Source organism: Bacillus sp. FDAARGOS_1420, from assembly GCF_019344915.1.
GTDB classification, from domain to species: domain Bacteria; phylum Bacillota; class Bacilli; order Bacillales; family Bacillaceae_G; genus Bacillus_A; species Bacillus_A mycoides.
The window spans coordinates 3,433,444-3,445,933 of the sequence record NZ_JAHWJB010000002.1 but is presented as its reverse complement, the minus strand read 5'-3'; the positions used below and the strand labels follow the sequence as shown (position 1 = coordinate 3,445,933).

General features: G+C 37.6%; 11 protein-coding genes. 9 read left to right on the top strand and 2 right to left on the bottom strand.

Annotation, left to right across the window (positions count from 1 at the left end):
* The first annotated feature begins 3 nt into the window (after nt 1-3).
* The 3 genes from queA to yajC are packed head-to-tail and all read left to right on the top strand — an operon-like array spanning nt 4 to nt 2,496.
* On the top strand, nt 4-1,056 hold the full coding sequence (queA, locus tag I6L50_RS27910) for a tRNA preQ1(34) S-adenosylmethionine ribosyltransferase-isomerase QueA (protein ID WP_219303580.1): 1,053 nt from the start codon (nt 4-6) through the stop codon (nt 1,054-1,056).
* Between the two features lie 12 nt (nt 1,057-1,068).
* Nucleotides 1,069-2,208: a tRNA guanosine(34) transglycosylase Tgt gene (gene tgt / locus I6L50_RS27905; RefSeq protein WP_002015319.1), complete on the top strand. Its 1,140-nt coding sequence runs from the start codon at nt 1,069-1,071 to the stop codon at nt 2,206-2,208.
* Between the two features lie 27 nt (nt 2,209-2,235).
* Nucleotides 2,236-2,496, top strand: a complete 261-nt coding sequence (yajC, locus tag I6L50_RS27900; RefSeq protein WP_002015317.1) for a preprotein translocase subunit YajC — start codon at nt 2,236-2,238, stop codon at nt 2,494-2,496.
* A gap of 37 nt (nt 2,497-2,533) precedes the next feature.
* On the opposite strand, the gene I6L50_RS27895 is transcribed toward yajC, so the two are convergent.
* Nucleotides 2,534-2,917 carry a TIGR04086 family membrane protein gene (locus tag I6L50_RS27895; protein WP_219303579.1) on the bottom strand — a complete coding sequence of 128 codons (384 nt, stop codon included), beginning with the start codon at nt 2,915-2,917 and terminating at the stop codon, nt 2,534-2,536.
* Between the two features lie 103 nt (nt 2,918-3,020).
* Between I6L50_RS27895 and I6L50_RS27890 the strand changes: the two genes are divergently transcribed.
* Nucleotides 3,021-3,677 (top strand): DUF421 domain-containing protein, encoded by a 657-nt coding sequence (locus I6L50_RS27890; RefSeq protein WP_002015314.1) that lies wholly within the window; start codon nt 3,021-3,023, stop codon nt 3,675-3,677.
* A 29-nt stretch (nt 3,678-3,706) separates the two neighbouring features.
* Here I6L50_RS27890 and spoVB read toward each other — a convergent pair whose 3' ends face one another.
* The gene (gene spoVB, locus I6L50_RS27885) at nt 3,707-5,266 is read right to left on the bottom strand and encodes a stage V sporulation protein B (RefSeq protein WP_002034136.1); all 1,560 of its coding nucleotides are present in this window, start codon (nt 5,264-5,266) and stop codon (nt 3,707-3,709) included.
* Between the two features lie 186 nt (nt 5,267-5,452).
* On the opposite strand from spoVB, the gene I6L50_RS27880 reads away from it, so the two are divergent.
* The 5 genes from I6L50_RS27880 to I6L50_RS27860 all read left to right on the top strand — a co-directional run bounded on the left by I6L50_RS27880 (nt 5,453) and on the right by I6L50_RS27860 (nt 12,485).
* On the top strand, nt 5,453-5,737 hold the full coding sequence (locus I6L50_RS27880) for a post-transcriptional regulator (protein WP_002015311.1): 285 nt from the start codon (nt 5,453-5,455) through the stop codon (nt 5,735-5,737).
* Between the two features lie 282 nt (nt 5,738-6,019).
* Complete coding sequence (gene secDF / locus I6L50_RS27875) at nt 6,020-8,284, top strand: protein translocase subunit SecDF (protein ID WP_219303578.1); 2,265 nt, start codon at nt 6,020-6,022, stop codon at nt 8,282-8,284.
* 306 nt (nt 8,285-8,590) lie between these two features.
* Nucleotides 8,591-9,484: a cation diffusion facilitator family transporter gene (locus I6L50_RS27870; protein ID WP_002015308.1), complete on the top strand. Its 894-nt coding sequence runs from the start codon at nt 8,591-8,593 to the stop codon at nt 9,482-9,484.
* A gap of 101 nt (nt 9,485-9,585) precedes the next feature.
* Nucleotides 9,586-11,907, top strand: a complete 2,322-nt coding sequence (gene recJ / locus I6L50_RS27865) for a single-stranded-DNA-specific exonuclease RecJ (protein ID WP_219303577.1) — start codon at nt 9,586-9,588, stop codon at nt 11,905-11,907.
* Nucleotides 11,908-11,972: 65 nt separating this feature from the next.
* Nucleotides 11,973-12,485, top strand: a complete 513-nt coding sequence (locus tag I6L50_RS27860) for an adenine phosphoribosyltransferase (RefSeq protein WP_002015305.1) — start codon at nt 11,973-11,975, stop codon at nt 12,483-12,485.
* Nucleotides 12,486-12,490: the final 5 nt, after the last annotated feature.

The window sequence follows — 12,490 nt, the reverse complement described above, 5'->3', positions numbered from 1 at the left end:
GTTATGGATATTAATCTGTTTGATTTTCATTTACCAGAAGAACTCATTGCACAAATTCCGCTTGAAGAGCGTGAAACATCAAGATTGATGGTGTTAGACCGTGAAACAGGAGATATTGAGCATAAACATTTTACGGACATTCTTTCTTACTTACAAGAGGGGGATTGCTTAGTTTTAAATGAAACGAAAGTGATGCCAGCTCGCTTGCACGGTGTGAAAGAAGATACAGGTGCACACATTGAAGTGCTTCTTTTGAAACAAGAGGAAGGCGATAAGTGGGAAACGCTTATAAAGCCAGCGAAGCGTGTAAAAGAAGGAACTGTCATCTCTTTTGGTGAAGGAAAGTTAAAAGCAACTTGCATTGGAACAGCAGATCAAGGTGGGCGTCAACTTGAGTTTTCATATGACGGCATCTTTTATGAAATTTTAGACGAGCTTGGAGAAATGCCACTTCCTCCATATATTAAAGAGACGCTAGAAGATCGCGATCGTTATCAAACGGTATATGCGAAGGAAATCGGTTCAGCAGCAGCACCGACGGCTGGCCTCCACTTTACAGAAGAGTTACTTGAGAAATTGAAGCAAAAAGGCGTCGAGTTAGCATTCATTACACTCCATGTAGGACTTGGAACATTTAGACCAGTTTCTGCAGATACTATTGAAGAGCATCATATGCACGCAGAGTATTACCATATGTCTGAAGAGACTGCGGCGTTATTAAACCGCGTGAAAGAGGATGGCGGCCGTATTATTACTGTAGGTACGACATCAACTCGTACGTTAGAAACGATTGCGACAGATCATAGTGGTAAGCTTTGCGCAGCTTCTGGCTGGACAGATATTTTTATGTACCCAGGATATGAATTTAAAGCAATTGATGGTTTAATTACAAACTTCCATTTGCCGAAATCAACATTAATTATGCTTGTAAGTGCATTTTCAAATAGAGATAATGTACTTCATGCTTATAATGAAGCAGTAAAAGAAAAATATCGTTTCTTTAGTTTCGGTGATGCGATGTTCGTTGCATCTCATGCTAAAATGAGAAACAAATAAAAGGAGTAAATTATGACAGCAATTCGTTATGAATTTATTAAAACTTGTAAACAAACGGGTGCGCGTTTAGGTCGAGTGCACACGCCACACGGCTCATTTGATACACCGACATTTATGCCAGTTGGTACACTTGCAACAGTTAAAACAATGTCACCAGAAGAATTAAAAGCAATGGATTCTGGCATTATTTTAAGCAATACGTATCATTTATGGCTACGTCCAGGCCACGAAATTATTCGTGAAGCAGGTGGCTTGCATAAGTTTATGAACTGGGATCGTGCAATCTTAACGGATTCAGGTGGATTCCAAGTATTTAGCTTAAGTGATTTCCGACGCATTGAAGAGGAAGGTGTTCATTTCCGCAATCACTTAAATGGCGATAAATTATTCTTATCTCCAGAAAAAGCGATGGAAATCCAAAATGCATTAGGTTCAGATATCATGATGGCATTTGATGAGTGTCCACCGTTCCCTGCTACTTTTGAATACATGAAAAAGTCTGTAGAGCGTACAAGCCGCTGGGCAGAGCGTTGCCTAAAGGCGCATGAACGTCCACAAGATCAAGGTTTATTCGGTATTGTACAGGGCGGGGAGTTTGAAGAGCTTCGTCGTCAAAGTGCGAAAGATCTTGTTTCAATGGACTTCCCTGGCTATGCTATAGGCGGTCTATCTGTTGGTGAACCGAAGGATATTATGAATCGTGTTCTTGAGTTTACAACACCACTTCTTCCTGATGATAAACCACGTTACTTAATGGGTGTAGGTTCTCCTGACTCGTTAATTGATGGTGCGATTCGCGGTGTTGATATGTTTGACTGTGTACTTCCAACTCGTATCGCTCGAAATGGTACATGTATGACAAGTGAAGGCCGCTTAGTTGTGAAGAATGCGAAATTCGCTAGAGACTTCGGGCCTCTTGATCCGAACTGTGATTGCTACACATGTAAAAACTATTCTCGTGCGTACATTCGTCACTTAATGAAATGTGATGAAACGTTCGGAATTCGTTTAACGTCTTATCACAACCTTCATTTTCTGTTAAACTTAATGGAGCAGGTGAGACAAGCTATTCGTGAAGACCGTCTTGGCGATTTCCGCGAAGAGTTCTTTGAACAGTATGGCTTTAATAAACCGAATGCTAAAAACTTCTAATACATAATTTAAAAGGAGGAACACAAGATGAATGCAGGTATGATGAATATCGTTATGATTGTTGCGATGTTTGCGATTTTCTATTTCTTATTAATTCGCCCGCAACAAAAGCGTCAAAAAGCAGTTGCACAAATGCAAAATGAAATCAAAAAAGGTGATGCTATCGTAACAATCGGTGGTTTACACGCTACAATCGAATCAGTGGATGAAACAAAAATTGTTGTTAAATCTGGTGGTGCACACTTAACTTTCGATCGCAATGCGATTCGTGAAGTTGTGAAAAACTAATGATGAAGGCCCTGCATGAAATGTGCAGGGCCTTTTTTTAACTATTTTGTTTTGACATATTTACACCGAAAATACCTCCGAGTGTACTCGCACCCATTAATGCTAATTGGTAGAGTAACTGTGAGTTCGATAAAGTTTGAGAGAAGCCTAAATAGTTAACGAGAAAGACGAGAATAGCGAATGTAAGGCCTGTTGTGAAACCTACTAGCCATCCTTTTCCTTGTGCCTTTTTACCAGCAATAAATCCAGACATAAGCATAGATAGAAGGGCTATTATAAAAATAATAATTACTAATGTCCCTTCATTAATATTCGTAAATTTTAATAAAAGAGCAATGACCATACTTGTAATAGATGCGAGGATTAATAGGGTAATAATACCGAAGCCGATTGCGCTCGATAATTTTTTCGTTCCATCCATTATGCATTCCCCCTTTTTAATACAAGCATATTTTCATTTTGTTTAAGTTAGACTAGTTTCTTTTTTGTAGGGGAGCCTATAAGTAAAAAAAAGGGATGTAGAAATGGAATGGGTATCAATAATCGGACGAACAATGCTTTTGTATATAATCATTTTAATTATTTTTCGTCTTATGGGTAAACGTGAAATTGGAGAATTAAGTGTATTAGATTTAGTTGTATTCATTATGCTCGGTGAAATGGCTGTAGTGGCAATTGAAAATACAGATAAATCACTTTGGCATCAATTAGTTCCAATGACTTTTCTTATGTGTATACAAATCATTTTGTCGGTCATTTCTTTAAAGTTTCAGCGTTTTCGGCATTTAATAGAAGGGGAGCCTGCGATTCTTGTGAATGCAGGTAAAATTGATGAAAAAAAGATGCGGAAGCAGCGATATAACATAGATGATTTATTGATGCAACTACGTGAGCAAGGAATCGGAGATGTGCGTGATGTAGAATACGCTATTTTAGAACCATCTGGAAAGTTATCTGTCTTTCAAAAACAAAAAAGTAAAAAGAGCAAAAATGATACACCAATTTTTACACTCCCACTAATTATTGATGGAGAAATTCAATACAATCATTTGCAAATGATTGAACATACAGATGGGTGGCTCGTTGAGAAACTGAATAACTTAGGTTATAAAGATGTGAAACAGATTTTATATTGTAGTTTTCAAAATGGACAGTTTTTCGTTGATTTGAAAGAAAATTAGAGGCTTACCATTTTGAATGGCAAGCCTGCTTACTTCAAAAATGAAAGTTTCCGAATGATAGGGAGACGACTTAATTCTTCTTTTCGAATGAGTTTGAAAACGAAGAGGAGAACGATATAAACGATTGTTGTTAAAGTGATTTCCCATAATGTTTGTATGCCAAGTGAATGAGAAAAAACGATATACTTATGAAGATAAAAACCGAAGGTACCAGCAATCCCGATAGCAATTCCGCCGAAAATATAGTCTTTTGCATAAATGGTAAATGCAATTTTCTTTAAAACAGTGGCGTAGTGAAGGAATGTTACGGTTACTATATTTGCTGCGATGGCGAGGGCAACCCCCATCATTTGGAACTCTGGGCGTGAAGCGAGTACAAAGATAACGATTAATTTTACGATAGCGCCAATGAATGTGTTCATCATAGCAGCGCGTGCTAAGTTTAAAGCTTGCAGCACAGATGTAAGGGGACTTTGAAAATAATGAAATAAAAAGCAAGGTGCAAGAAGCTGGATGAACGCGGCCGCGTTGTCTGATCCGTACATGAGAGTTAAAACTGGAGAAGCAAATACATATAATATAACGACCGACCATCCGCCGGTTATTAAGGAAATTCGAAGTGCTTGTTGTAATCGGTGTTCTACTAATTTGTGTTGTCTCTTTGCCATTGCCTCGCTAATTGATGGGACGAGTGCTGTAGAAAGAGCATATGTAATAAAGGCTGGCAGTGATAGAAGTGGGAACGCATATCCGTTTAATATACCGTATTGCTGAGTTGCGACAGAAGCAGCAACGCCGGCGATCGCTAAGCTTTGCATAACGACGATAGGTTCAAAGAAATAAGAAACGGAACCAATTAAACGGCTTCCTGTAGTTGGTAAAGCAATGTCCATAAGGGAATAAAATGTATTTTTACTCTCCTTTACAGTAGTGAAAAATCCAGAGCGTATAGATAAATGTTTTTCGCGTTGGAATAAAGTAAGTAAAAATAATAAAGATGCAACTTCACCTAGAACAGCTGATAGCATAGCACCGGCTGCAGCATATTCTACGCCGTAAGGTAAAAATAAACGAATGCATACAGCGATAATTGTAATGCGGACAACTTGTTCTATGACTTGAGCGTAAGCGCTCGGCTTCATGTTTTGTTTCCCTTGGAAATAACCACGTAAAACAGAAGAAACTGCAATAACGGGGACGACAGGTAAAATAGCCATTAATGGATAGTAAGTTCTTTCATCTGTTAATAATGTTTTTGCTAAAATAGGTGTGAGTAGCATAATCCCAATTGTTAAAATGATACTAATAACGGATGTAACGGCTAGCGAGACAGTTAATATTTTTTTTACTCTTTGCTTATCGTTCACTGCTTCCGCTTCTGCTACAAATTTTGCAATTGCAACAGGAAGGCCAATTTGTGTTAATGTAATTGCTAAAATGAAGGTGGGGACAGCCATCATATAAAGGCCAACGCCTTCTTCGCCTAAAATACGTGCCATTACAATGCGGTTAATAAATCCAAGGATTTTTGTAATAAAACCGGCTATCATTAAAATAAATGCACCTTTTAAAAAGCTTTGTCTCGTCATACGCTTCTCCTACCTTCTCAAAATCAATGGAATGATTTACAATAATTTATATGCACGTATGAGACAAGAATGACAAGCATTTAAGAGAGTGAAGTATGAATTGTACTCTTGAAAGAAGTTATTGCTGTCCATTAGAGCGGGATTAAAAGCGACTTTTCGTGCTGAAATAAGAAGGAGATGTTATATATGTTGGATAAAGAGGCTTTGGTAGAATCATACCGCGGACAGTTACAAGTCGTTTTAGAAAGTAAAGTAGAAGAGTTTCAGTTGTTCGGTTACGACCGAGTGACAGATAATGATATTTGGAAGTTTCTCAAGGCGAAAAAGTGGAAAAAGATAGACAGTGATGTTAGGTTATATGAATTAGTAAATGATGTATTAAGAGTAAGTACTAATGAATATATGAATTATTTAACTGTTGAAGCATATCAAGCGCCACTTTGGTCGTTTGATGAATATGAAAATAAATAACCGACTGTAATTGGTTTGTTCTTCCTTTTGCAGTATAATGATAGGTATTGATAAAGTGGAATTAATTATGTCTAAGATTATATATAAAGGAGGTAGTGAAGAGGAAAAATAAATAATGAATAGTGTAGGTATTGTGAAAAGCTTACCGACACAGCTAGTGATGAACTAGCGAAAATACATGTATTTTATAGAAAGTAAGTCTACTAACTAGGCGTATGCACACGTGCGAAAATGAATCGTAAGAGATTTATTGGAAGTGTTAGTAGCAGAAAGAGGGTACATATGGCAAAGCGTGGTACAAGAATTGCCGCCTTTTTCCTCATCGTTTTATTAATTGGTGGAGTAATTGGTGCGGCAGGAAAAGACATAGCAAAAGGAATTAGTCTAGGACTAGACCTTCGCGGTGGTTTTGAAATTCTGTATGAAGTAAAACCAGCCAAAAAAGGTGATAAAATCGATCGTGATGCACTTGTAAGTACAGTAGGTGCTCTTGAAAATCGTGTCAATGTTCTTGGTGTAAGTGAGCCGAACATTCAAATCGAAGGGGAAGATCGAATTCGTGTACAGCTTGCTGGTGTACAAGATCAGCAAAAAGCACGTGAAATGTTATCAACACAAGCGAAACTAACATTCCGTGATGTGGATGATAACCTTCTTATGGACGGGGCGGATTTAAAAGGCGGCGGAGCGAAGCAAACATTTGATGAGCAAGGCCGTGCGAGCGTAGGTCTTACACTAAAAAGCGCTGAAAAATTCCGTGAAGTAACTGAAAAGATTTCAAAAATGCCACCACCAACGAATTTAATGGTAATTTGGCTTGATTTTGAAGAAGGAAAAGATTCATACAAAGCAGAAGCTGCAAAACCGAATCCGAAGTTTTTATCAGCAGCAACAGTAAGCCAAGTATTTAACCAAGCTGAAGTATCTATCGTAGGTGGAAACTTTACAGTTGAAAGTGCGAAAGAACTTTCATCTTTATTAAATGCAGGTGCACTTCCTGTTGATTTAAAAGAAATGTATTCAACATCTGTTGGAGCGAAATTTGGTCAACAAGCATTAGAGCAAACGATTTTCGCTAGTGCGATTGGTATTGCTATTATCTTCTTATTCATGCTTGTATTCTACCGTTTACCAGGACTTGTAGCGGTTATTATGTTAGGTTTATACATTTTCGTTACATTACTTGTCTTTAACTGGATGCATGCAGTTCTTACATTACCAGGTATTGCGGCATTAGTGCTCGGGGTTGGTATCGCAGTTGATGCGAATATCATTACGTACGAGAGATTGAAGGAAGAGCTTAAAATTGGTAAGTCGATGATGTCAGCATTCCGTGCTGGTAACCATCGTTCATTATCGACAATTTTAGATGCGAACATTACAACAATTGCAGCAGCTGGTGTATTATTCGCTTACGGTAATAGCTCTGTAAAAGGATTCGCAACAAGTTTAATCGTAAGTATTTTAGTTGGTTTCATTACGAACGTATTCGGTACTCGTTTCTTACTAGGTTTACTTGTAAAGAGCCGTTACTTTGATAAGAAACTATCTTACTTTGGTGTTAAGCAAAAGGATATTATTCCAATAACAAAAGGTGCAGTACATCCACCGACGAGATTTGATCGTATTAATTTCGTAAATATCGGTCATAAATTTTTCTTATTCTCAATTGTAGTTGTAATTGCTGGGGCAATTATATTACCGATTTTCAAAATGAATCTTGGTATTGACTTTGCAAGTGGTACACGTATCGACTTGCAATCAAAACAAGCAACTACTGTTTCTAATGTTCATAAAGATTTGAAAGAATTGAACATCGATGTGAAGGAAGAAGATATTGTACCGACCGGAGATGACAATAAAGGTTTCGCTGTTCGTACGTTAGGCGTTTTATCGAAAGATGAAATTGCGAAAACAAAAACATTCTTTAACGATAAATACGGTACAGAGCCAAACGTAAGTACAGTTTCGCCGACAATCGGTAAAGAGATTGCACGAAATGCATTCATCGCGGTTCTGATAGCTTCATTGGTTATCATCTTATACGTAAGTATTCGTTTCCGCTTCACATATGCATTATCTGCGGTAATCGCATTGTTACATGATGCGTTCGTTATGATTGTTGTGTTTAGTATTTTCCAATTGGAAGTAGACTTAACGTTTATTGCGGCAGTATTAACAATCATTGGTTATTCCATCAATGATTCGATTGTTACATTCGATAGAAACCGTGAGTTATACAAACAGAAAAAACGAGTTCGCGACATAAAAGACCTAGAAGAAATCGTAAACTCAAGTATTCGTCAAACAATTGGTCGTTCAATTAATACAGTGTTAACAGTGTTATTCCCAGTAATCGCACTACTTATTTTTGGTAGTGAATCACTGCGTAACTTCTCACTTGCATTATTAATTGGATTAGTTGTAGGTACGTACTCTTCTATTTTCGTTGCTTCTCAAATTTGGTTAATGCTTGAAAACCGCCGTTTGAAAAAGGGCAAAAACAAGAAGAAGGTTGAGAAAGAAGAACCTGAACCGCAAGTATAAAAAAGATGATGTCTCATTATGAGGCATCTCTTTTTTCGTTTGTGGATACAATAAGATAGCAACTTTTGAAAGAATGAAATGGAATAAAGTGGTGATGTTATCGCTGATTTTGTTAAAATAAAGTGAAACTTTAATAAATGGGGGTTTTGTTCATCCCCACTTATTATTAGCCCTCACCAATCGGGCTTTTACGGGCAGTTGATCTCCCACCTAACTTTCTTGTATTTGCCGGATTTTGAGGTGGGGGCTTACTGCCCGCAAATAGCGGGATAAAAAGATAGGTTAAGAAAAGAAGGGATTTTAATTATGGAAAAAGATGAACGTTTTAAACAGGCCGAATTTGGTGCTATTGTCGGAATCGTTGGTAATATTATATTAGCGATTGTAAAAGCGGTAATTGGTTATATTGGAAACAGTAAGGCACTTTTAGCGGATGCAGTGCATTCTGGATCAGATGTAATTGGCTCGTTAGCTGTACTTTTTGGATTACGAGCAGCAAAGCAACCGCCTGATGAAGATCATCCGTATGGTCATGGTAAAGCGGAATCGATTTCAGCGATTATTGTTGCGGTATTATTATTTATTGTTGGAATAGAGATAGCGATTTCGTCTATAAAAGCTTTTTCACAAGATTTAGAACCACCAAAAGGAATTACGATTTTTGCAGTTATTCTTTCGATTGTAGTGAAAGAAGGGATGTTTCAGTATAAATATCGATTAGGGAAGAGGATAAATAGTGATGCAATTATTGCAAATGCATATGAGCACCGTTCGGATGTGTTTTCTTCAATTGCAGCTTTAATCGGCATTTGTGCAGCTATTATCGGTGGTAAGTTAGGTATAGATTGGCTTGTATATGCCGATCCAATTGCAGGATTATTTGTCTCAATTCTCGTTGCTAAGATGGCGTGGAGTATTGGAGCAGAAGCTATTCATGCAACGCTCGATCATGTTCTGCATGAAGAAGATGTTGTTCCGCTTAGGGAGGCAGTTTTTCAAGTGGAAGGTGTGAAGAAAATCGGCTCTTTATATGCAAGAGAACATGGCCACTATGTTATTGTTGATATTAAAGTATCTGTAGATCCATATATCACTGTAGAAGAAGGTCACCGCATCGGAAAACATGTAAAAGAAAAACTTATGAAACAAGATAACGTACAAAATGTTTTTGTACATATTAATCCGTATTCTCCAAATTAAACATAACGGATATTTAATTATATAGATATCGAATCGTAGTTTGCATTATATTGTCACCCCTTAATCTGTCTTGTATAATGGATAGGTTAAGGGGTGATTTCGTGTTACAACCGAAGACGCGTTGGAAAGAAAAAGAATATAATGAGGAACTAGTGAGTGAATTAGCAAATAAATTGCAACTATCACCTCTTGTGACTTCATTATTTCTTGGCAGAGGCTTAAATACAGAAGATAAGATTGTAGACTTTTTAAATACAGCAGATCAAGAATTTCATGATCCATTTTTACTTGAAGGAATGGATCGGACTGTAGAACGTGTGAAAAAAGCTATTGAAAATGGAGAACAAATATTAATATTTGGCGATTACGATGCGGACGGAGTAAGTAGTACGACTGTGTTATATCTTGCTCTCAAAGAATTAGGTGCAGAAGTAGAGTTTTATATTCCAAATCGTTTTACTGAAGGCTATGGGCCAAATGAAGAAGCGTTTCGTTGGGCACACAGTGCAGGGTTCTCACTAATTATTACTGTCGATACTGGTATCGCAGCGGTACATGAAGCGAAGGTAGCGAAGGAACTTGGAATAGATCTTATTATTACAGATCATCATGAGCCACCACCAGAATTACCAGAGGCACTTGCGATTATTCATCCGAAATTAGAAGGCGGTGTTTATCCGTTTCATTATTTAGCGGGTGTTGGTGTTGCATTTAAAGTTGCACATGCACTTTTGGGGCGTGTACCAGAGCATTTGTTGGAAATTGCAGTAATCGGTACGGTAGCCGATTTAGTATCGCTTCACGGTGAAAATAGATTATTAGTACAGCGTGGACTGAAGCATATGCGAATGACTCGAAATATCGGTTTAAAGGCGTTATTTAAAGTCGCTAACGTTTCGCAAAGCGAAATTACAGAAGAAAGCATCGGATTCTCACTCGCACCTCGTATTAATGCGGTTGGTCGTTTGGAAGATGCAACACCTGCTGTACACCTTTTATTATCAGAAGATCCAGAGGAAGCGAAAGAGCTAGCTGAAGAAATTGATGAGCTGAACAAACTTCGAAAAGATATTGTAAAGCAAATTACTGAAGAAGCTATCGCTGAAGTCGAAAATAATTTCCCGCCAGAAGAAAACAAAGTATTAGTCCTTGCAAAAGAAGGTTGGAATCCAGGGGTAATTGGAATTGTCGCTTCTAAGTTAGTTGAACGTTTTTATCGTCCGACGATTGTATTAAGCATTGATCCTCATAAAGAAACAGCAAAGGGATCGGCTCGTAGTATTGCAGGATTTGATTTGTTTGCAAACCTTTCAGATTGCCGTGAATTGTTACCGCATTTCGGAGGTCATCCGATGGCAGCGGGAATGACGCTTAATATGAATGATGTGGATGAATTAAGACGCAGGTTAAATGAGCAAGCAGATGTAATTTTAACAGCAGAAGATTTTATTCCGATTACAGCAGTGGATGCATTTTGTAAAGTAGAGGATGTAACGCTTGCCGCGATTGAGGATATGCAAAAGTTAGCGCCATTTGGCGTAGGAAATCCGAAACCGCGTATTGCGGTGAAAGATGCCGACTTAGAAAGTATCCGTGCAATTGGATCTGATGGTTCGCATTTAAAAATGGCTCTTCGTGATGGACAAGCAACACTGGACACGATTGGATTTGGATTTGGTACTTATGCGAAAGAAATCTCTCCAGTTGCGAAGGTTTCTGTAGTAGGAGAAGTGTCCATTAATGAATGGAATAACTTTAAAAAGCCGCAATTAATGGTGCAAGATATTGCTGTAGAGGCATGGCAATTATTTGACTGGCGTAGTATGCGTAATGTAGAAGCAAATTTAGCAGAACTTCCGAAAGAAAAAATAACAATGGTGTATTTTTCTGAAGAGGTATTGAATAAATTTTCTTTAGAAGGCTATAAAGAGCATATCGTGCATGCATCAGAGGTAGCTCATTTTGATGATCAATACATTGTGCTACTTGATTTGCCGAAAGGAACAGATGAATTAGGTGATGTATTTAAGGCTGGATTCCCAGCTCGAATTTACACGCTATTTTATCAAGAGAATAATCATTTATTTAGTACGGTCCCAACGAGGGAACATTTTAAATGGTACTATTCTTTCTTAAGCCAAAAAACACCATTTTCTTTAAGGCAATATGGGGAACAACTGTGTCGTCATAAAGGTTGGTCAAAAGATACAGTAAATTTCATGACACAGGTGTTTTTTGAGTTAGAATTTGTTACAATAAAAGACGGTGTCATTTTTATGGCAGACAAAAAACAAAAGCGTGATTTAATTGAATCGAACACATATCGTGAGAAAATGAACCACTTACAATTAGAGAAAGAATTGGTTTATAGCACATATCAGCAACTATATACATGGTTTGAAACGATTCGTGATCATAAATAAGTAGAACAGTTAGGGTAAAGGATTTGTATTTACAAACCTTTTATATCTGAGGAGGATTCAGAAATATGGATTTCAAGCAACATATCGCAATTGTACCAGATTATCCGAAAGAAGGTATTGTGTTTAAAGACATTACACCTTTAATGAACGACGGAAAAGCATATAAAGCAGCAACAGATGCAATCGTTGAGTATGCAAATAAAAGAGACATTGATGTTGTAGTAGGACCAGAAGCGCGTGGTTTTATTATTGGTTGCCCAGTTTCTTATGCGTTAGAAGTAGGTTTCGCACCAGTTCGTAAATTAGGAAAATTACCACGTGAAGTAATTACAGTTGACTACGGTAAAGAATATGGAACGGATGTTTTAACAATCCATAAAGATGCAATTAAGCCAGGCCAACGTGTATTAATTACAGATGACTTATTAGCTACAGGTGGAACAATCGAAGCGACAATTAAACTAGTTGAAGAACTTGGTGGAGTTGTAGCAGGAATTGCATTTTTAGTAGAGCTTACTTACTTAGATGGTCGTAAAATGTTAGATGGTTACGATGTATTAGTATTAGAAAAATACTAATCATT